The organism is Nocardioides sp. (genome assembly GCF_044226765.1).
Taxonomy (GTDB): Bacteria; Actinomycetota; Actinomycetes; order Propionibacteriales; family Nocardioidaceae; genus Nocardioides.
The window spans coordinates 64,450-85,541 of record NZ_JBGAGJ010000010.1 but is presented as its reverse complement, the minus strand read 5'-3'; the positions used below and the strand labels follow the sequence as shown (position 1 = coordinate 85,541).

The 21,092-nt window shown below is 72.4% G+C and carries 21 protein-coding genes; 10 read left to right on the top strand and 11 right to left on the bottom strand.

The window, feature by feature from the left end; translation table 11 throughout:
* Nucleotides 1-59 precede the first annotated feature (59 nt).
* Nucleotides 60-1,898 carry a hypothetical protein gene (locus tag ACILRH_RS18340; RefSeq protein ID WP_395695501.1) on the top strand — a complete coding sequence of 613 codons (1,839 nt, stop codon included), beginning with the start codon at nucleotides 60-62 and terminating at the stop codon, nucleotides 1,896-1,898.
* Nucleotides 1,899-2,099: 201 nt separating this feature from the next.
* Nucleotides 2,100-4,400, top strand: a complete 2,301-nt coding sequence (locus ACILRH_RS18335; RefSeq protein WP_395695500.1) for a M4 family metallopeptidase — start codon at nucleotides 2,100-2,102, stop codon at nucleotides 4,398-4,400.
* Between the two features lie 63 nt (nucleotides 4,401-4,463).
* On the opposite strand, the gene ACILRH_RS18330 is transcribed toward ACILRH_RS18335, so the two are convergent.
* Nucleotides 4,464-4,844, bottom strand: coding sequence for a hypothetical protein (locus ACILRH_RS18330; RefSeq protein ID WP_395695499.1), 381 nt, complete (start codon nucleotides 4,842-4,844; stop codon nucleotides 4,464-4,466).
* A 13-nt stretch (nucleotides 4,845-4,857) separates the two neighbouring features.
* A complete protein-coding gene (locus ACILRH_RS18325) occupies nucleotides 4,858-5,349 on the bottom strand; it encodes a hypothetical protein (RefSeq protein ID WP_395695498.1) in 492 nt (163 codons plus the stop codon).
* 82 nt (nucleotides 5,350-5,431) lie between these two features.
* Between ACILRH_RS18325 and ACILRH_RS18320 the strand changes: the two genes are divergently transcribed.
* Nucleotides 5,432-6,418 carry a GNAT family N-acetyltransferase gene (locus tag ACILRH_RS18320; protein WP_395695497.1) on the top strand — a complete coding sequence of 329 codons (987 nt, stop codon included), beginning with the start codon at nucleotides 5,432-5,434 and terminating at the stop codon, nucleotides 6,416-6,418.
* A gap of 6 nt (nucleotides 6,419-6,424) precedes the next feature.
* Here the strand turns inward: ACILRH_RS18320 and ACILRH_RS18315 are convergent, their stop codons facing one another.
* From ACILRH_RS18315 to ACILRH_RS18300, 4 genes are read right to left on the bottom strand one after another with little or no spacing between them, the layout of a single operon-like run.
* Nucleotides 6,425-7,516 (bottom strand): NAD(P)H-dependent flavin oxidoreductase, encoded by a 1,092-nt coding sequence (locus ACILRH_RS18315; protein ID WP_395695496.1) that lies wholly within the window; start codon nucleotides 7,514-7,516, stop codon nucleotides 6,425-6,427.
* Nucleotides 7,513-8,283, bottom strand: coding sequence for a CoA-transferase subunit beta (locus ACILRH_RS18310; protein ID WP_395695495.1), 771 nt, complete (start codon nucleotides 8,281-8,283; stop codon nucleotides 7,513-7,515). The genes ACILRH_RS18315 and ACILRH_RS18310 overlap by 4 nt, the downstream gene beginning before the upstream one ends.
* The gene (locus tag ACILRH_RS18305) at nucleotides 8,280-9,197 is read right to left on the bottom strand and encodes a CoA transferase subunit A (protein ID WP_395695494.1); all 918 of its coding nucleotides are present in this window, start codon (nucleotides 9,195-9,197) and stop codon (nucleotides 8,280-8,282) included. The genes ACILRH_RS18310 and ACILRH_RS18305 overlap by 4 nt, the downstream gene beginning before the upstream one ends.
* Nucleotides 9,194-9,964, bottom strand: a complete 771-nt coding sequence (locus tag ACILRH_RS18300) for an enoyl-CoA hydratase family protein (RefSeq protein WP_395695493.1) — start codon at nucleotides 9,962-9,964, stop codon at nucleotides 9,194-9,196. The genes ACILRH_RS18305 and ACILRH_RS18300 overlap by 4 nt, the downstream gene beginning before the upstream one ends.
* 47 nt (nucleotides 9,965-10,011) lie before the next feature.
* Between ACILRH_RS18300 and ACILRH_RS18295 the strand changes: the two genes are divergently transcribed.
* Both ACILRH_RS18295 and ACILRH_RS18290 read left to right on the top strand, forming a co-directional pair.
* Nucleotides 10,012-10,773, top strand: a complete 762-nt coding sequence (locus tag ACILRH_RS18295; RefSeq protein ID WP_395695492.1) for an SDR family oxidoreductase — start codon at nucleotides 10,012-10,014, stop codon at nucleotides 10,771-10,773.
* Complete coding sequence (locus tag ACILRH_RS18290; RefSeq protein WP_395695491.1) at nucleotides 10,770-11,651, top strand: SDR family oxidoreductase; 882 nt, start codon at nucleotides 10,770-10,772, stop codon at nucleotides 11,649-11,651. The genes ACILRH_RS18295 and ACILRH_RS18290 overlap by 4 nt, the downstream gene beginning before the upstream one ends.
* Before the next feature lie 35 nt (nucleotides 11,652-11,686).
* Here ACILRH_RS18290 and ACILRH_RS18285 read toward each other — a convergent pair whose 3' ends face one another.
* The gene (locus ACILRH_RS18285) at nucleotides 11,687-13,960 is read right to left on the bottom strand and encodes a glycoside hydrolase family 31 protein (protein WP_395695490.1); all 2,274 of its coding nucleotides are present in this window, start codon (nucleotides 13,958-13,960) and stop codon (nucleotides 11,687-11,689) included.
* Nucleotides 13,961-14,051: 91 nt separating this feature from the next.
* A complete protein-coding gene (locus tag ACILRH_RS18280; protein WP_395695489.1) occupies nucleotides 14,052-15,215 on the bottom strand; it encodes a steroid 3-ketoacyl-CoA thiolase in 1,164 nt (387 codons plus the stop codon).
* A 150-nt stretch (nucleotides 15,216-15,365) separates the two neighbouring features.
* Here ACILRH_RS18280 and ACILRH_RS18275 point away from each other — a divergent pair, with 150 nt between their 5' ends.
* A complete protein-coding gene (locus ACILRH_RS18275) occupies nucleotides 15,366-16,610 on the top strand; it encodes a cytochrome P450 (protein ID WP_395695488.1) in 1,245 nt (414 codons plus the stop codon).
* Nucleotides 16,611-16,653: 43 nt separating this feature from the next.
* Here ACILRH_RS18275 and map read toward each other — a convergent pair whose 3' ends face one another.
* Nucleotides 16,654-17,421 (bottom strand): type I methionyl aminopeptidase, encoded by a 768-nt coding sequence (map, locus tag ACILRH_RS18270; RefSeq protein ID WP_395695487.1) that lies wholly within the window; start codon nucleotides 17,419-17,421, stop codon nucleotides 16,654-16,656.
* A 27-nt stretch (nucleotides 17,422-17,448) separates the two neighbouring features.
* Here map and ACILRH_RS18265 point away from each other — a divergent pair, with 27 nt between their 5' ends.
* The 4 genes from ACILRH_RS18265 to ACILRH_RS18250 all read left to right on the top strand — a co-directional run bounded on the left by ACILRH_RS18265 (nucleotide 17,449) and on the right by ACILRH_RS18250 (nucleotide 20,427).
* Nucleotides 17,449-18,342 (top strand): aldo/keto reductase, encoded by an 894-nt coding sequence (locus tag ACILRH_RS18265; protein WP_395695486.1) that lies wholly within the window; start codon nucleotides 17,449-17,451, stop codon nucleotides 18,340-18,342.
* 62 nt (nucleotides 18,343-18,404) lie between these two features.
* Nucleotides 18,405-19,001, top strand: coding sequence for a ClpP family protease (locus tag ACILRH_RS18260; protein ID WP_395695485.1), 597 nt, complete (start codon nucleotides 18,405-18,407; stop codon nucleotides 18,999-19,001).
* Entirely contained in the window at nucleotides 18,998-19,612 is a 615-nt protein-coding gene (locus tag ACILRH_RS18255) for a ClpP family protease (protein WP_395695484.1), read from the top strand. The genes ACILRH_RS18260 and ACILRH_RS18255 overlap by 4 nt, the downstream gene beginning before the upstream one ends.
* A 41-nt stretch (nucleotides 19,613-19,653) precedes the next feature.
* The gene (locus tag ACILRH_RS18250; RefSeq protein WP_395695483.1) at nucleotides 19,654-20,427 is read left to right on the top strand and encodes a maleylpyruvate isomerase family mycothiol-dependent enzyme; all 774 of its coding nucleotides are present in this window, start codon (nucleotides 19,654-19,656) and stop codon (nucleotides 20,425-20,427) included.
* 6 nt (nucleotides 20,428-20,433) lie between these two features.
* Here the strand turns inward: ACILRH_RS18250 and ACILRH_RS18245 are convergent, their stop codons facing one another.
* On the bottom strand, nucleotides 20,434-20,760 hold the full coding sequence (locus ACILRH_RS18245; RefSeq protein ID WP_395695482.1) for a helix-turn-helix domain-containing protein: 327 nt from the start codon (nucleotides 20,758-20,760) through the stop codon (nucleotides 20,434-20,436).
* A gap of 106 nt (nucleotides 20,761-20,866) precedes the next feature.
* A complete protein-coding gene (locus ACILRH_RS18240) occupies nucleotides 20,867-21,088 on the bottom strand; it encodes a DUF2007 domain-containing protein (RefSeq protein ID WP_395695481.1) in 222 nt (73 codons plus the stop codon).
* Nucleotides 21,089-21,092 lie beyond the last annotated feature (4 nt).

Here is a 21,092-nt window from a genome sequence, read left to right as displayed (position 1 = left end):
CCTGGCATGGCCCGAACCGGCCATTGCCGGGTGCCGGGACGGGATCGCAGTCTCGACAGATGACCAGACCCTTCCGGCTCGCCGTCCTCCGCGCCGTGCACGACAACAGCTACCGGTCGCCCACTGACTTCCTCGACTACGTGATGACCGACCCCCAGTCGGTGCTCTCCTACTGGTCCGACGTGACCGGGGACTGGCTCGACTTCGCCGACAGCGCCGTCTTCCCGTGGGTCAGCATCACCGTGCCGCCGAACGCCACCGACCGCGTGTCGACCGCCAGTGCCGCGATCGCCGCCGTCCGTGCTGCCAACCCGGGCCAGGACCCGTTGGCCGGCTTCGACGGGGCGCTGGTCCTGCTGCACCCGGGACGCGGCGACGTGGCGAACCCGCGCGCTGCCGAGCCCGGGCAGCCGGCGGTCCTGACCAACACCGGGTTCGACGGCGGGTCGAGCTCGATCGGCTCGTTCCCGTTCTCGCTGGTCCCGACCATGCCGTCCGACCACACCTTCACCTGCCACGAGCTGGGGCACACGCTGGGGCTCGGCCACTCGTTCGGCCTGGAGTGCAGCGGCATCGACTACGCCAACAGCGGCGCCGTCGGGCCGGAGTACGGGTCGCCGTACGACCTGATGTCCTCGGCGACGTTCGGCAGCCGCAGCGGCGTCGGCGGCGGCCCGGCGTACTCGGCCGACCCGACGTTCGCCGGTCCGGTCGGCACGTCGTGGGTCGGCTCGAGCCAGGCGGGTCCCGCGCTCTCGCGCGCGAACCTGCACCGGTGGTGGCCCGACGCGATCGCGGCGTCGACGATCGACGCGCCGTTCCCCGCACCCGGGACCAGCAGCGTGCACCGGATCGCCCGGGCCACGTCGACGTCCGGCCATACGCTGCTGGTGCTGCACCCCGCCGACGAGGCCGCGTCCGGCGCCGGCCGGGTGTACGTCGAGTACCGCACCGCGGACGGCTGGGACCGCGGCCTCGGCCAGACGGGCTCCGGCCTTGCCCGCGCCGGCGTCGTGGTGCACACGCTCGAGGACGTGCCCAACGTCGGCCCGCGCACCTGGTACCGCGGGTCCATCGCGGACGGCGACCCGGACGCCGACCTGCGGCTGGCGACCCGGCCGCTGGTGGTCACTGTGAGCGACCGGGGTGCGGACGGTGAGCACTGGGTGGAGCTGACGGTGACGACGTCGACGAGCCAGACCGCCACCGTCACGGTCGAGAGCGAGGACACCATCGACCACGGCACCATCACCTCGCGCCGCCAGACGCCGTGCCACGACACGGTGACCACCGGAACCTGGTACACGAGGACGAAGGGGACCTGCCGGGTCACCACGACCGGCCTCGAGCCCGACGTCACGGCGCCGGTGGTGGCGGTCGACTGGACGGCCGGTGGGGTCCCCGTCCCGGTGGGGTCGACCGGCATGCAGGTCCCCTCGGTCGACGGCGTGCTCCGGCAGGTCACCTGCGCGACCGACCCGACCACCCGCGAGCTCGCGATCTTCTCCGAGCCGGGGGAGACCTACACGATCGAGGTGGCCGCGTCGGTGTCGACCAGCGACCCCGCGGTCGGGACCACGGCCCGGGTCGACGCCGTCGCGACCTTCACCCCGCCGGGCAGCTTCACCGGGCTGCACCCCGAGAGCATCGCCGCGCTCGGCCGGTGCCTGGCCCAGAAGGCGCACGAGCTCGGGCTGGAGCAGACCCTGGACGTCGCCGCCCTCCTCGACCACCACGAGGTCTGGCAGTGGCAGCAGGACGCCGACTCGATCAAGGGCCTGGTCGCCGCCGGCACCGGCCCGCTGGTGACCGACTTCCAGCAGTCGCTCGACCTCGGGGTCGCCACGTTCGAGCCGGGCCGGTGGGACGTGTCGGACCTGCACGTCTTCACGAGGTGACGTCCGGCGACCGGCCCGCCCGTCCGCAGATCGTGCGACTCCTGCACAAGTTCGCACTGCACCATTTCGCAGGTCACATCCGTTGACGTGATCTTTGCGGCGGGGCGAGAGTTCGCGAGGCTCCCTTCTCGGGCGGGCGCACCTCGTCCCTCCTGTCCTCGGGGCCCTCCCTCCCACCGCCCCACCTCCCAGGAGTGACCAGTGAAACGACTCGTCGCGGGGGGCTTCACCGCAGCCCTCGTCTCGGCGCTGGCCGTCGTCTCGGTGCCCACCGGCGCCGGTGCCGCAGCCCCGTCCACCCCGTCCGTCAAGCCCGTCGCGGGCCACGGATCGCCCAAGAAGGAGGCGGCCGCCACGGCCGCCAAGCTGGTGGCGACCCCGCCGGCCGCGCTCCACGCCAGCGCGCACGACGCCTTCCAGCGGCACGCCGTGGTCTCCTCCCGCGGCCTGCAGTACGTCCCCTACGACCGCACCTACCGGGGCCTCCCGGTCGTGGGCGGCGACTTCGTCGTGGTCACCGACGCCGCCGGGCGGCTGCTGACCACCACGGTCGCCCAGACGCGGCCGGTCGCCCTGGCCTCGGTGCACCCCACGGTGGCGCAGGCTGCCGCGCGGCGTACCGCCCTCGGACAGGTCCGCCAGGGCCGGTACGACGGCCCGTCCCGCCTGGTGGTGCTCCAGCAGCGCGCGTCGCGGCTGGCGTGGGAGACCACCGTGGTCGGCACCCGCGCCGGTGAGCCCTCGCGGCTGACCGTCGAGGTGGACGCCCGCACCGGTCGGGTGCTCTCGACCCGCGAGCACGTGATGGAGGGCACCGGCAGCTCCGCGTGGGCCGGCACCGTCTCGATCCCGACCACGGGCTCGAGGTCGTCCTACTCGATGACCAACGCCAACGCCCCGACCCTGAAGTGCCAGAACGCCTCGGGCAACACGACGTTCACCGGCACCGACGACAGCTGGGGCAACGGCGACGCCGCGAACCGCGAGACCGGCTGCGTCGACGCGTTCTACTCCGCCGAGCAGGAGCGGCAGATGCTGTCGACCTGGCTAGGTCGCAGCGGCATGGACGGCTCGGGCGGCTGGGTGCCGATCCGCGTCGGTCTCAACGACGTCAACGCCTACTACGACGGCACCCAGGTGCAGATCGGTCACACCCAGACCGGCGGCAAGTGGATCGGCTCGATCGACGTGGTCGCCCATGAGTTCGGCCACGGCGTCGACGACCACACGCCGGGCGGGATCTCGGGTGGGGGCACCCAGGAGTTCGTCGCCGACACCTTCGGCGCCGCGACCGAGTGGTACGCCAACAACGGCGTCGACCGCCCCGACTACACCGTCGGTGAGCAGGTGAACCTGGTCGGCAGCGGGCCGATCCGCTACATGTACAACCCGTCCCTGGCCGGTGACGCCAACTGCTACTCGTCGTCCACGCCGACCAGCGAGGTGCACTCGGCCGCCGGCCCCGGCAACCACTGGTTCTACCTGCTCGCCGAGGGCACCAGCCCGTCCGACGGCCAACCGACCAGCCCGACGTGCAACAGCACCAGCCTGACCGGCCTCGGCATCTCGAAGGCCATCAAGATCATGTACAACGCGATGCTGATGAAGACCTCGTCGTCGTCCTACCTGAAGTACCGCACCTGGACGCTGACCGCGGCGAAGAACCTCTACCCGGGCTCCTGCACCGAGTTCAACGCCGTGAAGGCCGCCTGGAACGCCGTCAGTGTGCCGGCACAGACCGCCGACCCGACCTGCTCGACGACCGGCACCAACACGGTGACGGTCACCAACCCGGGCAGCCAGACCGGCACCGTCGGCACCGCCAAGAGCCTGCAGATCTCGGCCTCCGACTCCGCCTCGGGCCAGACCCTGACCTACTCGGCCACCGGGCTCCCGGCCGGGCTCTCGATCAACGCCTCCACCGGCCTGATCTCCGGCACCCCGAAGACGGCGGCCACCTACACCACGACCGTCACGGCGAAGGACACCACCAACGCCACCGGCTCGGCCACCTTCACGTGGACGATCTCCGGCGGTGGTGGCGGCGGGTCCTGCTCGGGACAGAAGCTGCTCAACCCGGGCTTCGAGTCGGGTGCGACGTCCTGGAGCGCGAGCTCCGGGGTGATCACGACCGACAGCGGCCAGCCCGCCCACGCCGGCAGCTACAAGGCCTGGCTCGACGGGTACGGCGCGACGCACACCGACACGCTGAGCCAGTCGGTCACCATCCCGGCCGGCTGCAGCGCCACGCTGTCGTTCTACCTGCACATCGACAGCGCGGAGACGACCACGTCGACGGCGTACGACAAGCTCACCGTGAAGGCGGGCTCGACCACGCTGGCGACCTACTCCAACCTGAACAAGGCCTCGGGCTACACCCTGCGGTCGTTCAACGTGTCGTCGCTGGCGGGCCAGACGGTCACCATCAGCTTCAGCGGCACCGAGGACAGCAGCCTGCAGACCAGCTTCGTCGTGGACGACACGGCGCTCACGCTGAGCTGACCGGGTCGGGCTGACCACACCACCGACCGGCGCGGGCCGCACGGCTCGCGCCGGTCCGGCGCGTCAGCGCAGGACCAGGATGAGTCCGACGACGGCGGGCACCAGCCCGACCAGCAGCCAGGGCGAGGCCAGCTTCTTCTGATGGATCGCGCGGAACACCGCCACCGCGATGACCCCGAAGGCCGCCGCGATCACGGTGAGCCCGATCCGGGCCGACGGCCGGTCCTCGTCGATGTAGAGCGCCCCGATCACCAGGCCGCCCGACAGGTGGATGATCGTCACGAACGCCAGCACCGACAGCACCCACTTCTGCACGGGCTCGAGGTGCATCGGGCCGGAGTCGCGGGTGGAGATCACCTCGCGCCGCGGGTTGGCGGGGTCCATCAGGTGCCGTGGCCGCTTCTTCTGCGGGGCACCGGACGGGGGCGTCGTGGGGGAGGACACGCCTCCATTGTCCTCAGGAGGGAGGCGGCGCCGACACCGGCGTGCCTCCGACCGCGGTGGGGGCGGGCCGCCGGCCCACCACGAGGGCGACCAGCAGCACGAGGTAGGCGGCGCAGGACGCCACGGCGAAGCCCACCATCAGGTCGAAGCTCAGGTCGTAGCGCTCCTGGCTCCAGCCGAGGGCCTGGGTGAGCAGCGACGTCTCGCTGCCCGGAGCGTCCCCGAAGTCGGGTGTGAACGCGCCGAGCAGCAGCAGGCACAGCCAGGTCGCCAGCTGCGCCCAGGTCTGGACGGCGGTCAGGGATCGTGGCCGGCCGTGCTGGGTGTAGGCCAGCACGGTGGTCAGGGTCAGGGCGACGAGCAGCACGGGGACGACCGACACGAGGAAGATCAGGAAGAACCAGCCGCCGACCCCGAAGACGATGCGACCGATCCACACCCACAGGACCAGGACGACGTTGAGGGGGACCATCGCGAGAAGAGTGACGCGACCCAGGGTGTGCACGCGTGAACCGTAGGGCAGCACGGTGGCCGGTCGCCGGGAAACCGGGGTGCGGGCGCGGCGCCTGCCGGGTCATCCTCGACGCGTGGAGATCAGCGAGGTCGCCTGGACCGACGAGGACCGGGTGCGACGGTTCGCGGCGGTCAGGGAGTCCGTCCGTGCCTCGGACCAGCCGTGGGGCCATCCGGTGCTCGCCAGCCGGACGGCCGCGATGCTGCGCCACGGCTGGGACGGCGAGCCGGCGCTGGGGCTCCTGGCGAGCGTGGACGGCGTCGACGTCGCCGCGGCCGAGTACGAGGTGACCACCTACGACAACCGGCACCTGGCCTGGCTGACGGTCGAGGTCCACCCGGCGCACCGGCGGCGCGGTCACGGGACGTCGATCGTGGAGGCGCTGCTGGACCGTGCTCGCGCGGAGGGCCGGACGTCGGCCGGGGGGACCAGCTGGGACTCGGGCCCCGCCCGGGCGTTCGCGGCGGCACACGGTTTCGAGGTCGGGCTCGTGGAGGTCAACCGGCGCCAGGTCCTCGCAGCGGTCGACCCGGGCGTCCTCGAGCAGCTGCACGCGGACGCCCTCGGGCACGCGGGCGACTACCTCCTGGAGCGGCGCAGCGGGGCCACCCCCGCGGCCGACCTGGCCGCCCTGGCCGAGCTGACCGCCGCGATCAACGACGCGCCCGCCGGCGACCTGGACATGGAGGACGAGGCGTTCCCGCCCGAGCGGGTGGCGGCGTACGAGCGCGCCTGGCTCGACCGCGGCGACCGCCTGCTGCGGGTGGTCGCCCGCCATCGGGCGTCCGGCGAGCCGGCCGGGCAGACCGTGGTCGTGGTCGAGGGCGAGCGGCCCGAGATCGCCGAGCAGCACGACACGTCGGTCGCGCGGGCGCACCGCGGACACCGGCTCGGCCTGCTGCTCAAGACCGAGATGGTGCGCTGGCTGGCCGAGGCCGAGCCTCAGGTCTCGACCATCGACACCTGGAACGCCGAGTCCAACGGCCACATGGTCGGGGTCAACGAGCTGCTGGGCTACCAGGTGCTCGGCCGGGCGCTGCACTGGCAGCGCCGGATCTGACGCTCGCTACGACGGGCCGAGCGTGTACGACGCGGCTCGCCGCAGCTCCTCGGCGGCGCGGGTGACGACCCGGTCGAGCAGCTCCTCGCAGCTGGGCAGGTCGTCGATGATGCCGACGACCTGGCCGCTGGCGAGGACGCCGGCGCCGGTGTCGCCGTCGACGAGGCCCGCCTTGAGCATCATCGGGGTGTTGGCGGCCAGGGCCATCTGGCCCAGGGTGCGACCCTGCGCCTTGCGCATCGCCCGGCCGTCCTTGAGCAGCGCCGGCCACGACATCCCGCTGGTGCGCTTGAACTCCAGGGTCCGCCGCGCGGTGGGCCCCAGCCGCCGCAGCGCGCTGGAGTCCTCGAGCTCCTCGACCAGCTCGGTGCGTAGCATCCGGTGCGGCATCCCGTCGACCTTGGCGGTGACGACGGTGTCGGTCAGGCCGCGGTCGAGGTAGAGCTGCTTGACCGCGTCGGGCACGGCCGAGTCCCGGGTCAGCAGGAACCGGGTGCCCATGCCGATGCCGGCGGCGCCGTACGACAGCGCGGCGGCGAGCCCGCGACCGTCGAAGAAGCCGCCCGCCGCGACGACGGGGATGTCGCTGCCGGCGCCGGCCAACGCGTCGAGGACCGAGGGGAGCAGCAGCGTGGTGGGCACGGGGCCGGTGTGCCCCCCGCCCTCACCACCTTGGACCATGACCACGTCGGCGCCCCAGGACGCCACCTTCACCGCGTGCTTGGCCGCGCCGATCGAGGGCATCACGACGACGCCGTGGTCCTTCAGGCGCGCGATCAGCTCGGGCTTGGGGGCGAGCGCGAACGAGGCCACCTTGACCCCGTACTCGATCAGGAGCTCGCACCGCGCCGGGGCGTCGGCAGCGTCGGCGCGCAGGTTGACGCCGAACGGCTGGTCGGTGCGCCCCTTCACCTCGACGATGGCGCGCTCCAGCTCCTCGAACGTCATGGTCGCGCTGGCCAGGATGCCGAGGCCACCGGCGCTCGCCGTCCCGGTCACCAGGCGGGGTCCCGACACCCAGCCCATCCCGGTCTGGACGACGGGGTGGCGCACCCCGACGAGGTCCGTGAACGGGGTCCGCAGCAGCTGCTCGATCACCGGGCGACCTCGTCTCGTGGGACCTCCTTGAAGCGCAGGCCCTTCGGGTCGAGCATCTCTTTGATGAGGATCAGCTCCTCCGCACTCGGGTCGCGTGTGGTCGGGAGGTCGGTCGGGACGTCGAGGTCGAAGCCGGTCGCCTCGCGCACCTGGTCGACCGTGACCCCGGGGTGGACGCTCCGCAGCCGCAGCGTGTCGCCCGGACCGCCGACGTCGAGCACCGCGAGGTTGGTGACGACGCGATGGATGTCGTTGAAGCGCGCGGCGGCCGGTCCGGCCTCCTTCGCCCGCTGGGGACCGACCCCGGAGACGACGTCGACCTGCTCGACGAGGACCCGGGTCGAGTGCTTGGGCACCCAGTAGGACGTGCGGTTGTTGACCGTGTTGCCCGGCGCGCCCCGGGACCCGAGCAGCTGCCGCGTGGGTTGCCGCCAGTCACCGATGGCCGAGATGTTCTGGTTGCCGTGCCGGTCGACCTGGGTGGCCCCCATCATCACGTGCCGCCTCCCGTGGGCGACGACGTCGAAGACCCGGCGGAACGGGATCCACCCCTCCACGACGTCTCCCTTCGCGAAGAGCGGCGGCACCCCGGCGAGGAAGAGCGACTCGCCGTCGGAGATCACCAGGTCGGGGTTGCTGGTCAGCTTGGCCAGCCGGACGCCCAGCGTGGGCAGCAGGCCCATCGGGCTGGCGAAGATCTCACCGTCCTCGCTGAACGCGTCCGCGATGGCCGCGGCGCAGACATCGGCCCTCGTCACGTCCGTCATGCCCGCTCCCCGCTCTGCTCCCGGCTCCTGCGCTCCTCGTGCCACGTCCGGACCGCTGCCTGGTAGGCCTCCTCGTCGCCCGCGAGGAACCGGGCGCGGAACGCGTCCCAGTCCTCGTCGCTGCCGGACGCCGCGGCGGCGTACGCACGCTGGAAGGGCTCGTCCCGCTCGTAGTCGGGCGTGCAGGTCGTGAAGTGCGCGCCGTTCGGGGTCTCGACCACGCCGCTGACCAGCATCCGGCTGAGCAGCAGCCGCTGGACGGGGGAGTCGACGGTCAGTCCCGCGGTGTCGACCACCTGCTCGGTGCTCAGGTAGCACCGGTCGGCAGCCATCGCGAACAGGTCGTCGAAGTACGGGTCCGGGCCGAGGTACGCCGCGTTGCCGTGCTGGTCGGCGCGGTTGAGGTGCACCAGGGCGACGTCGAGGTCGAGCGCGGGCACGGCGACCAGCTCCTCGGCCACGCCGTCGGGGCCGGCGTACGGGCTGGTGACCGTCCGGATCCACGGCTGGTTGACCAGCACGTCGGAGCCGAGGCCGGCGCGCATCGGGAGGAACGGCAGCCGCTGCGCGGCGGCGCGCAGCCCGGTCTGGAACATCCCCTCGTCGAGCTCGACGACCTCGGGGATGGTGCCCTGCTGCCGGGCGCGCTGGAAGCTCGGCTCCAGCGGCACCGAGTCGAGGCTCACGAACGCGAACACCAGCTTGCGGATCTTGCCCGCCCGGGCGAGCAGCCCGACGTCCGCCCCGCCCCAGCTGACGATCGTCAGGTCCCGCAGGTCCGAGCGCAGGATCCCGCGCACCAGCGCCATCGGCTTCCGACGCGGTCCCCAGCCGCCGATGCCGATGGTCATGCCGTCCTCGAGCTCGGCGACCACCTCGTCGACGGTCATCCGCTTGTCGCGCGGGGCCCTCATCGCCCCCCCTCACGTGACGTCGCCTTGTCGGTGCCGGCGAAGGCGTCCCGGAGCTCGTCGCTGACCCCGGCCAGGTTGAGCTCGAAGGTGAAGCCCTGCTCGAAGCGGTAGCTCCTGTTGACGTCGACCGGGTCGATGCCGTTGAGGGCCTCCTTGGCCGCCCGGATCACCCGGGTGTCCTTGGTGGCGATCTCACCGGCGACTTTCAAGGCGGCCTCGTCGAGGTCCGCGCGCGGCACCACCTCCAGCACCGAGCCGAACTGCACGAGCTGGGACGCGGGGACGGTCCGGGCGGTGAAGTAGAGCGTGCGCATCAGGTGCTGGGGCACCAGCCGGGCCATGTGCGTCGCGGCTCCCAGCGCGCCCTGGTTGACCTCCGGGACGCCGAAGTAGGCGTCGTCGCTGGCCACGACGCAGTCCGCGTTGCCGACCAGGCCGACGCCGCCTCCGAGGCAGTAGCCGTTCACGGCAGCCACGACGGGGACCGCGCACTCGTAGACCGCCTTGAAGGCGGCGAAGCAGCCCTTGTTGGCGCCGATCAGCGCCTCGAAGCCGCTGGTGTGCTGCATCTCCTTGATGTCCACGCCCGCGTTGAAGCCCCGGCCCTCGGCCCGCAGCACCACGACCTTGGTGTCCAGGTCGTGCCGCGCCTCGTCGAGGGCGGCGGCGACGTCGTACCAGCCCTGGACGGTCAGCGCGTTGACCGGCGGGTGGGCCATGGTGACGACCCGGATGCCGTCGGGGCGCAGCTCGGTGCTGATGGACACGCGGTCTCCTCGGGACGAACCAAGCAAGTGCTTGGTAGGGTAGCAGCATGACGCTCGCGGTCGACCTGTCCGGACGCGTCGCCCTCGTCACGGGCGGCACGCGGGGGATCGGTCGCGGCATCACCCTGGCCCTGCTCGAGGCAGGCGCCGCCGTGGTCACCTGCTCGCGCTCCGACGGTGAGGCGGTGCCGGGCTCCAGCCATGTGGTCTGCGACGTACGCGACCCGGAGGCGTTCGGGTCGCTGGTGCGCTCGGTGGTCGACGAGCGGGGTCGCCTCGACGTGCTGGTCAACAACGCCGGGGGAGCGCCCGCCGCTGACGCGGCGACCGCGTCGCCGCGGTTCCACGAGAAGGTGGTCGGGCTGAACCTGCTCGCGCCGCTCGCCTGCGCCCAGGCGGCCAACGCCGTCATGCAGCAGCAGGATGCCGGCGGCGCGATCGTCAACATCTCCTCGGTCTCGGCCGCCCGACCCGCTCCGACGATCGCCGCGTACGCCGCCGCCAAGGCCGGCCTGGACTCGCTGACCACGTCGCTGGCGATGGAGTGGGCGCCCCGGGTGCGGGTCAACGCGATCGACGTCGGCCTGTGCCGCACCGAGCAGACCGACGACCACTACGGGGACGACGCGTCGGTGGCCGCGATCGAACGGACCATCCCGCTGGGCCGGATGGCCCGCCCGGAGGAGGTCGGGGCGGTCGCCGCGTTCCTGGCGAGCGACCTGGCGTCGTACGTCTCCGGGGCGACCGTCGCCTGCCACGGCGGAGGAGAGCCCCCCGCCTTCCTGCTCGTCTCGAAGGGACTGACATGAGCGCACTGCTCGAGGGTCGCGTCGCGATCGTCACCGGCGCGGGCCGCGGCATCGGCCGCGCGCACGCCCTGGAGCTGGCCCGGCACGGCGCGGCCGTCGTCGTCAACGACGTCGGCGTCTCCCTGGCCGGCGAGGCCACGGGCGAGACCCCCGCCGAGGCGGTCGTCGCCGAGATCGAGGCCGGCGGCGGGCGAGCCGTGGTCAACACCGCCGACGTCGCCGACTTCGACCAGGCGGCCGCGATGGTGCAGCAGGCGATCGACACCTTCGGCGCCCTCGACGTGCTGGTCAACAACGCCGGGTTCGTGCGCGACCGGATGCTGGTCAACACCTCCGAGGAGGAGTGGGACGCCGTCATCCGGGTGCACCTCAAGGGCCACTTCGCTCCGCTGCGGCACGCCGGCGCCTACTGGCGGGCCGAGGCCAAGGCGGGCCGCACGCGCGCGGCCCGGGTCGTCAACACCTCCTCCGGTGCCGGGCTGCAGGGCTCGGTCGGCCAGGCGACGTACTCCGCGGCCAAGGCCGGCATCGCCGGCCTCACCCTGGTCGCCGCCCAGGAGATGGGCCGCTACGGCGTCACCGTCAACGCGATCGCGCCGGTGGCGCGGACCCGGATGACCGAGGGCGCCTTCGACACCTCGGCGATGGCGCTGCCCGAGGACAACTCGCCGGTCGTCGCCTGGCTGGCGTCGGAGGAGTCCGGCGACGTCACCGGCCGGGTGATCGAGATCGACGGCGGCGCGATCACCGTCGAGACCGGCTGGGCGCACGGACCGGCCCACGACCTCGGCCGCCGGTGGGAGGCCGCCGAGGTCGGGCCGGCCCTGCGCGACCTGCTCGCCGCCGCCCCCGCCCCCGAGCCGGTGTACGGCGCCTGAGGCCCGCGGGCGAGGTCAGTGCCGGGCCGGCGGGCTCAGCCCAGCGGCTCGGTGCCGCACCGGCTGAACCAGGGCAGCGAGTCCAGGGGAGCGGCGGCCGTGACCGTGTGCCGCCCGGCGAGACGGGCGCCGGTGCCGTGCAGCTGCCAGCACCCCTGCGGCAGGTAGACCTTGCGCGACCGTGCACCCTGCTCGACCACCGGAGCGACGAGCAGGTCCGGCCCCAGCAGCCACTCCTGGTCCTGGTGCCAGCCGGCGCGGTCGGAGGGGTCGGCCCACCACAGCGGCCGGGTCGGCGGCGCGCCGGTCCGGTCGGCCTGCCTCCAGAGCTGCTCGAGCAGCGGCCGCGCCCGCAGGTGCAGCCGGGAGTAGGTCGTGTAGATCGCGACCGCCCGCTTGTCGTAGCCCCACGGGGTGTGCGTGCCGGTGTGGCCGCTCCCGTGGAGGCGGAACACCGGGCTCAGCGCGGCCCACTCAGCCCAGCGCAGGAAGAGCTCGCGCGAGGTCGGGGGCGTGTTGTAGTCGAAGTAGCCGCCGATGTCGGTGGCGTAGCCGTACGCGCCGCCGACCGCTCGGCTGAGCATGTCGGTCGTGAGAGACCGCAGGCCCGAGGCGTGTCCCCAGTCGGTGGTCTCGTCACCGGGGAAGTTCGCGTACTCGTACCTCGCCGTCCCGGGCAGGCCGGTGTAGCCGGCCCGGGTGAAGTACCAGGGACGGCGGTCGGGGTGCTCGGCGCGGTAGGCGTTGATCGCCTGCTTGGTCGACTTGGCGTAGAGCGTGAAGTAGTCGTTGTGGCGGGTGTAGCCGGTCGTGCCGTCGAAGAAGTGCATGTCGAAGAGCACCTGCTCGCCGTAGTCCTGCATGAACCCGTCGAAGCCGAGGTCGAGGACGTCGGTGACCTGCTGACGCCACCACGTGACGGCGTCGGGGTTGGTGAAGTCGACGAGCGCGAACCTGCGCCCGCTCGACCCGGTCACGTAGTAGGGGTCACCATCCGCGTCGGTGACGGCGTAGCCGGCCTCCACCGGCGCGGAGTCCGGCTCGAGCCACGGCCGCAGGTAGGCGAGGGGATGGATGCCGCGCTCGCGCAGGGCGGTGATCATCGCGGCCTGCTCGTCGGCGTGCACCCAGGAGTGCAGCGCCAGCCCGTGGTTGTCGTCGCCGGGGAAGCCCCAGCCCTCGATCCGGTACGCGGTGAGCGGCAGCTGGTAGCGGTCGATGTTCTTGATGTCGGCGACGAGCATCGCCTGGTAGTGGTCGTAGGTCTCGCCGCTGTTCTTGACCAGCCGGTCCATCATCGGGCCCAGCGCCCACCTCGGGGGGATCCGGTGGCGTCCGGTGAGCGCGGTCAGGGTGCGGACGGAGCGCCGCGGCTCGCCGGGGGCGACGACGTAGTCGAGGTGGGACGTGGAGGCGGCGACGTTCCAGGCGTCGGCGCGGCCGGCCGCGAGCTTGAAGCGGGTCAGCTCCGGCTGCGTCACGAGGAAGCCGTAGTGGGTCGTCCAGAACATCGCCTGGGGGTAGTACGCGGCCGACGAGCCGTTGGGGAACATCTCGAGGCTGTCGGGCGCGCCGGGCGTCAGGGCCGGCTTGCTGGCCAGGCTCTCCTGGTTGACGAAGCTGGAGAGGACGCGACCCCGCTGGTCGAGGTGGTCGTGACGGCCGCCGAAGCCGAAGAAGCCGTCCTGCGCGCCTCGCTTGGCGGGAGTGGTGAACGAGTCGCCGATCATCGCGACGCCGTCGGAGGGCACCGCCTCGGCACGGACCCGGACCGCGTCGGTGCCCTCGGGACCGATGTGGACGACGAGCTTGCGACCGCTGGGGTCGTTGGTGGTGAGGGTCAGCACGAGGCCGTCGCCGTCGGGCACGGCGGACTCGACGCCCTGCGCCGAGTACCACGTGCCGCTGCGCGTGCCGGACTTGAGGTTGGCGATCCACTCCTGGTCGGGGTACTGCGTGAGCGTCTCGGTGCCGACGAGGAACGACAGTGGGGAGTAGAGCGTCGGGGTGTCCTGGTTGTCCGCGCCGGGCATGACGGGGTCCGTCGTGTGGGACTCGACCAGGCTGTCGGTCGCGGGGTGGGCGACCTCCCGCAGCACGGTCGCCCCGGACCCGTCGGTCACGGTCAGCCGGAACGGGTCCTGCTCGACGACGACCCGGGCGCCGCCCGCGTCGACGGTCAGCGGTCCGTCGGCCCGGGTCGGGGAGGCGGAGGACGCCGGGGAGGAGACGGTCAGGGGGACGACGGCGACCGCGAGGGCAGCGCAGGTGAGGGCCGCGGCGGTGCGGCCCCGACGACGACGGAGCATGGCGCACAACCTAGGCGGTCACCGACGGGCGCGTCCGTTGAAGACATGGATCGTCGGCAAAGAATGGGCCGCTTCTCAGGGCGGACTCAGCCTAGACGCGCTCGAGCACCGTCCCGGTCGCCATGGCGCCACCGGCACACATGGAGAGCAGCGCCGTCGAGCCGTCGCGGCGCTCGAGCTCGTGCAGGGCAGTGGTGATCAGCCGGGTCCCGGTCGACCCCACCGGGTGGCCCAGGGCGATCGCCCCGCCGTTGACGTTGACCCGGTCCAGGTCCACGTGGTGCTGGCCGGCCCACGACAGGACCACCGAGGCGAAGGCCTCGTTGACCTCGAACAGGTCGAAGTCGTCGATGCCCATCCCGGTGCGGTCCAGGACCCGCTGGGTGGCCTCGATGGGCCCGTCGAGGTGGTAGTAGGGGTCCGAGCCGACCAGGCAGTGCGAGACGATCCGGGCACGCGGCGTCAGCCCCAGCGCCCGTGCCTTGTCCTCGTCCATGAGCAGCACGGCCGAGGCGCCGTCGCTGATCTGGGAGGACGTGCCAGCCGTGTGCAGGCCGTCGGGGAGCACCGGCCTCAGCGCGGCGAGTCCCTCCAGGGTCGTGTCCCGCAGGCCCTGGTCGGTGTCGACGACGCGCGTCTCGCCCGTCGGCGCACCCTCCTGGTCGAGCACAGGAGCGGTGACCGGCGCGATCTCACGCTTGAACCGGCCCTCGTCGACCGCCACCCGGGCCTTCTGCTGGGAGGCGAGGCCGAGCGCCTCGAGGTCGGCACGGGTGAGGCCCCGGTTGCGGGCGATCCGGTCCGCGGCCTCGAACTGGTTGGGCATGTCGATGGTCCAGTCGTCCGGCCGGGGGTCGCCGGTGCCGGCCGGCACGTTGGCGCCCAGCGGGATGCGGGACATCGACTCGACGCCGCACGCGATCCCGACGTCGATGGTGCCAGCCGCGATCATGTCGTGGACCAGGTGGGCGGACTGCTGGCCGGAGCCGCACTGGGCGTCGACGACGGTCGCCCCGGTGCGCTGGGCCAGCCCTGCGTGGAGCCACGCCCGGCGCACCATGCCGTTCGACTGCTCCCCGGCCTGGGTCACGCACCCACCGACCACCTGGTCGACGAGCTCGGAGTCGACGCCGGCGCGGCGCAGCACCTCGGCCTGCGCGAACCCGAGGAGGACGGCCGGGTGGACGCCCGCCAGCCAGCCCCGGCGGCGGCCGAGGGGAGTGCGGACGGCCTCGATGATGACGGGAGTGCCCATGGGACAAAACTAGAACACGTTCTCATCCGCAACAACCCTCGGGTTGAGGAGCCGAGGGACGAGGCGTCTCGAAACCTTCCCCGCCGTACCTCCGGTATGTATCCTGCGTCACTAGAACGTGTTCCAGACACCGCGTGCAAGGGAGCCACCGTGACCGCATCCGACGTCCTGCCCGAGGGCTTCGACTTCACCGACCCGGACCTGATCCAGGCGGGGATCCCGCACGAGGAGTTCCGGGCCGCGCGTCAGCACGCGCCCATCGTGTGGATCGAGCAGGACGCCGCGCTGCGCACCGGCTTCGCGCCGGAGTCGGGCAGCGGCTACTACGCCGTGACCCGCCACGCGGACGTCTCCACGATCTCCAAGGACAGCAAGAACTGGTCGACCTACGAGAACGGCGCGATCATCCGGTTCCCCGACGAGATGCTGCGCGAGCAGATCGAGCTGCAGCGGGTCATCCTGATCAACCAGGACCCGCCCGAGCACACGCTGACCCGGCAGATCATCTCCCGCGGCTTCACCCCGCGCTCGATCGCCGAGCTCGAGGACATGATGGTCCAGCGCGCCGCGACCATCGTGCAGGGCGCGGTCGAGCGCGGGACCGGCGACTTCGTCGAGGAGGTCGCGGCCGAGCTGCCGCTGCAGGCGATCGCCGACCTCATCGGCGTTCCGCAGGAGGACCGGCACAAGCTGTTCGACTGGTCCAACCAGATGCTCGCCGGGGAGGACCCCGACTACGCCGGCAACAACGACATCGCCGCGGCCGAGATCCTGGGCTACGCGATGATGATGGCCGCCGACCGGCAGGCCAACCCGCGTGACGACCTGATCACCAAGTTGATCAACGCGCACAAGGGCGAGCGCGGCCTCAACGACGACGAGTTCGGCTACTTCGTGATCCTGCTGGCCGTCGCGGGCAACGAGACGACCCGCAACGCGATCACCCACGGCATGAACGCGTTCCTCGACAACCCCGAGCAGTGGGAGATCTGGAAGCGGGACCGGCCGGCGACGATGGTCGACGAGGTGGTCCGGTGGGCGACGCCGGTCAACGTCTTCCAGCGCACCGCGCTCAACGACGTCGAGGTCGGCGGGGTCGAGTTCAAGAAGGGCCAGCGAGCGGCGCTGTTCTACGGCAGCGCGAACTTCGACGACGAGGTCTTCGAGGACCCCTTCACGTTCGACATCCTGCGCGACCCCAACCCGCAGCTCGGCTTCGGCGGCCACGGTGCGCACTACTGCCTCGGCGCGAACCTGGCCCGCCAGGAGATCCGGGTGCTCTTCGATGCCCTGGCCGACCACGCGCCCGACATCACGAAGCTGGAGGAGCCGACCCGGCTGCGGCACTCCTGGGTCAACGGCATCAAGAGGCTGCCGGTCAGCTACGTCGGCTGACGCAGGTCCGCGCCGGTCGACGCCGGTCGACGCCGGGCGGGGCTCAGTCCCGCGCGGTCAGGACCAGTGGACCGTCGATCGTGATCGCCACGGTGTGCTCCATGTGCGCGCCGCGGGAGCCGTCCGCGCTGCGCAGCGTCCAGCCGTCCTCGTCGGTGAAGATCTCGTCGGTCGTGTGCAGGAACCACGGCTCGATCGCGATCACGAGGCCCGGGCGCAGCTTCAGGCCGCGCCCGGCGCGACCGTCGTTGGGCACGTGCGGCTCGCCGTGCATGGTGCGGCCGACACCGTGGCCGCCGAACTGGAGGTTGATGCCGAGGCCGGCGGCCCGGGCGACCTCGCCGATGGCCGCGGAGATGTCGCCGAGGCGGTTGCCCGGCCGCGCCGCCTCGATCCCGGCGTCGAGGGCGCGGCCGGTGACCTCGATCAGGTGCAGGTCCTCCGGGCGGGGGGTGCCGACGACCACGCTGAGCGCCGAGTCGGCGACCCAGCCGTCCACGTTCGCGGCGAAGTCCACGCTCAGCAGGTCACCGTCCGCGAGCACGTAGTCGTGGGGGAGTCCGTGCAGCACCGCGTCGTTGACCGAGGTGCACAGCACCTTGCCGAACGGCGACGCCCCGAAGGAGGGGTGGTAGTCGATGTAGCAGGACTCCGCACCGCGGTCGCGGATCATCCGGTGGGCGAGCTCGTCGAGCTCGAGCAGGTTCACCCCCACGTCGGCCTTCGCGGCCAGTGCGGTGATGACGTCGGCGACGAAGCGGCCGGCCGGGCGCATCTGCTCGATCTGGGTGGGGGTGCGGAGCTCGATCACGAGAGCGACCCTATCTAGGGTGCTGGTGTGGACCTCGTTCTCGGCACCATGTACTTCGGCACACGCACCGACGAGGCGACGTCGTTCGCGCTGCTCGACCGGTTCGTCGCGGCGGGCGGCCGACTGCTCGACACCGCCAACTGCTACTCCTTCTGGTCCTCGCCGACCGGCCACGGTGGCCAGAGCGAGGCGGTCCTCGGCCGGTGGCTGGCCGCCAACCCCGGGCTCCGCGACGAGCTCGTCGTCGCGACCAAGGTCGGGGTCGAGCCCACCGACGACGGCGGCACCGAGGGTCTCTCGGCGGCGGTCATCGAGCGGGAGTGCGCGCGCAGCATGGAGCGGCTCGGCACCGACGTCATCGACCTCTACTGGGCGCACGGGGAGGACCGCGCGACCGACCTGGAGGAGACGGTGTCGGCGTTCGGCGCGCTGGTGTCCTCGGGCCGGGTGCGACGGCTCGGGGTGTCCAACCACCCCACCTGGCGGGTCGAGCGCGGCCGCGCCCTGGCCCAGGGGCTCGGGATCGAGCCCTGGACGGCGCTGCAGTTGACGACGTCGTACGTCGAGCCGCGGCCGGGCGCCCAGGTGCCGGGCAAGGACCACCGCTTCGGGTGGGTCACCGAGGAGACCAGGGACTACCTGGCAGAGCACCCGGAGCTGAACCTGTGGGTCTACAGCCCGCTGGTGCAGGGCAGCTTCGACCGTGCGGACCGGCCGTTCCCGGAGGCCTACGACCACCCCGGCACCACCGAGCGGCTGGCGGCGCTGCGCGCCGAGGCCGACGACCGGGACGTGCCGGCCTCGCAGCTGGTGCTGGCCTGGATGGTCGCGCAGGGGTGGCACCCCATCGTCGGCGTGAGCTCGCTGGAGCAGCTGGACTCGGCGCTCGCGTCGGCGTCCCTGGTCGCCGGGATCCGCTGACGGCGGATCCGCCCGGGGCGGATCGGCTGGAGCCGCGGCGGACCGGCGTCGACGCTGGAGCCATGACACCGACTCCCGGCCTCTCCGCGGCCGAACGACTGCTCCACCAGCGGATCATCGTCCTCGGACAGGAGGTCGACGACGAGATCGCCAACAAGATCTGCGCGGAGCTCCTGCTCCTCTCCGCCGAGGACCCCCACCGCGACATCAGCCTCTACATCAACTCGCCCGGCGGCTCGGTGAGCGCGGGCCTCGCGATCTACGACACCATGCGCCTGATCCCGAACGACGTCAGCACGCTCGCCCTGGGCCTGGCGGCCAGCATGGGCCAGTTCCTGCTCTCCGCCGGCACCCCCGGCAAGCGCTACGCGCTGCCGCACGCGCGCATCCTCATGCACCAGGGCTCCGCCGGAATCGGCGGCACCGCCGTCGACATCGAGATCCAGGCCGAGAACCTCGAGCACGTCAAGGAGGTCGTGCTGTCCCTGATCGCCGAGCACACGGGACAGCCCCGGGAGGTGGTGGAGCGCGACTCGCTGCGCGACCGCTGGTTCACCGCCGAGCAGGCCCGGGACTACGGCTTCGTCGACCAGGTGCTGACCGACGTCGCCGCCGTCACGCCGGCCCGGCCGGCCGTCACGTTCGGGGTGCGGGCGTGAGCACCTACACGATCCCGTCGGTGGTCGAGAAGACGGTGCGCGGGGAGCGCGCCGTCGACATCTACAGCCGGCTGCTGACCGACCGGATCGTCTACGTCGGCACCGAGATCGACGACGGCGTCGCGAACGTGGTCATCGCCCAGCTGCTGCACCTGGAGTCGGACAGCCCGGACACGCCGATCAACCTCTACCTGAACTCCCCAGGTGGCTCGGTCACCGCGATGCTCGCGATCTACGACACGATGCAGTTCGTCCGCTCGCCGGTCGGCACGACCTGCGTCGGCCAGGCGGCCTCGTCGGCGGCGGTGCTGCTGGCCAGCGGCGCACCCGGCAGCCGGACGGTGCTCCCGCATGCGCGGGTGGTGCTGCACCAGCCCTCGGGCGGCGGTCAGGGCACGCTGCCCGACCTCGCCCTGCAGGCCAAGGAGATCGTCCGGCTGCGCTCGGAGATGGAGCGGATCCTGTCGCTGCACACCGGCCGGTCGGTCGAGCAGGTCCGCGTCGACACCGACCGCGACCTGGTGCTGTCGGCCGACCAGGCCGTGGCCTACGGCCTGGTCGACGCCATCCTGGACAGCCGGAAGGGGCCACTCGGACCGCACGCGGGCTGACGTCCGGGATGAAAGGGGGCGCAGCTGCGGTTGGGGCCGACATGACCGACCTCGTCGACCGCACCGTCGCGGCCCTCCGCGCCGAGCACGACCTGCTCGTGACGCTGCTCCCGAACCTCGCCGACGACCAGCTGACGCTGCCCAGCGGCGCCGATGGCTGGACGGTCGCCCAGGTGCTGTCGCACCTGGGCAGCGCCGCCGAGATCCTCCGCAAGCCGATCGCCCGCGCCGTCGGGGAGGCGGTCGACGACGAGGACAACCAGGACGTGTGGGCCCGGTGGGACTCCTCGACGCCGGTGGACCAGGTCGCCGGCTTCGTCGAGCACGACCGGCGCTACCTGGAGACGGCCGAGTCGCTCACGCCGGAGCAGCGCGCCGCCACGACGGTGGACCTGGGCTTCCTGCCCGAGCCGGTGCCCGTGCAGGTCGCCCTCGCCATGCGTCTCAACGAGGTCGCCAACCACTCCTGGGACGTGCGCGTCGCGCTCGACCCGGGTGCCGAGGTCACCGAGCAGTCGGCGGGAGTCCTGATCGAGCTCTTCGCGGGTCCGATCGGGTTCCTGCTCGGGTTCTCGGGCAAGGCCGACGCCGTGGCGTCGCCGGTGCGACTGGCGGTGCCCGGCGGCGGTGTCGTCGTCGAGGACTCGGTCGGCGTGGTCACCTCGCTCGCCGACCCGACGGCGACGCTGCACGGGCCCGCCGGGTCGGTGGTCCGGCTGCTGAGCGGTCGCCTCAAGGCGCCGTACGACCAGGCCGTCACCGTGGAGGGGAACGTCGGCCTGGACGACCTGCGCGCGGTGTTCCCGGGCTACTGAGGGTCCTCAGGCGGCGAGGCAGACCGGGCCGGCGATCCGGGCGAGCCGCCTGGTCACGCGGCTGGTGAGGTCGACCAGGCGCAGGCCGAGGGCGCCGGCGACGGCGCCGAGGATCTCCGAGCTCGGCTCCTTCAGGCCACGCTCCACCTCGGAGAGGTACTGCGTCGAGACACCGGCCCGCCCGGCCACGTCGGCCAGCGTGCGCTCGGCCGCGCGACGCTCCTCGCGCAGCTCGCGCCCCACCGCCTCGCGCCACAGCGGCTCTGCTGCCTGGTGGGGCTCCGGCGCCGGCCGGGACTCCGGTCGGGACGGGAAGGCCAGGACGTCACCCATGGCGCGACGATAGGTCGCCGTCGGCCCGGCGTCGACGACGGTTCGCTCAGGGCGAACGCGTCGACCGGGTGAACCCGCAGCCGCCCGATCCCAGGTGGGGCCGGCCTCAGTCGCGCAGCCACTCGCCGAGGTCGGCCTCGCGGAGCAGGATGCGGGCCTCGGCGGCGCGGTCGTCGGGGACCAGCACCCGCATCTGGATGAAGCGGGAGGAGCCCTCCATCACGCTCGAGTGCCGATCGGCGACGTGCACCGGGATCTCCTCGCCGTGGAGCAGTGCCTCGACCACGGCGACCAGGGCGATGTCGTTGGTGCGGATCAGCTCGGCCACCCGG

Coding starts and splice junctions, on each gene's coding strand:
- ACILRH_RS18295 (WP_395695492.1), top strand. CDS start 10,012: ATGACGCTCGCGGTCGACCTGTCCGGACGCGTCGCCCTCGTCACGGGC.
- ACILRH_RS18285 (WP_395695490.1), bottom strand. CDS start 13,960: ATGCTCCGTCGTCGTCGGGGCCGCACCGCCGCGGCCCTCACCTGCGCT.
- ACILRH_RS18305 (WP_395695494.1), bottom strand. CDS start 9,197: ATGAGGGCCCCGCGCGACAAGCGGATGACCGTCGACGAGGTGGTCGCC.
- ACILRH_RS18310 (WP_395695495.1), bottom strand. CDS start 8,283: ATGACGGACGTGACGAGGGCCGATGTCTGCGCCGCGGCCATCGCGGAC.
- ACILRH_RS18280 (WP_395695489.1), bottom strand. CDS start 15,215: ATGGGCACTCCCGTCATCATCGAGGCCGTCCGCACTCCCCTCGGCCGC.
- ACILRH_RS18340 (WP_395695501.1), top strand. CDS start 60: ATGACCAGACCCTTCCGGCTCGCCGTCCTCCGCGCCGTGCACGACAAC.
- ACILRH_RS18260 (WP_395695485.1), top strand. CDS start 18,405: ATGACACCGACTCCCGGCCTCTCCGCGGCCGAACGACTGCTCCACCAG.
- ACILRH_RS18290 (WP_395695491.1), top strand. CDS start 10,770: ATGAGCGCACTGCTCGAGGGTCGCGTCGCGATCGTCACCGGCGCGGGC.
- ACILRH_RS18245 (WP_395695482.1), bottom strand. CDS start 20,760: ATGGGTGACGTCCTGGCCTTCCCGTCCCGACCGGAGTCCCGGCCGGCG.
- ACILRH_RS18250 (WP_395695483.1), top strand. CDS start 19,654: ATGACCGACCTCGTCGACCGCACCGTCGCGGCCCTCCGCGCCGAGCAC.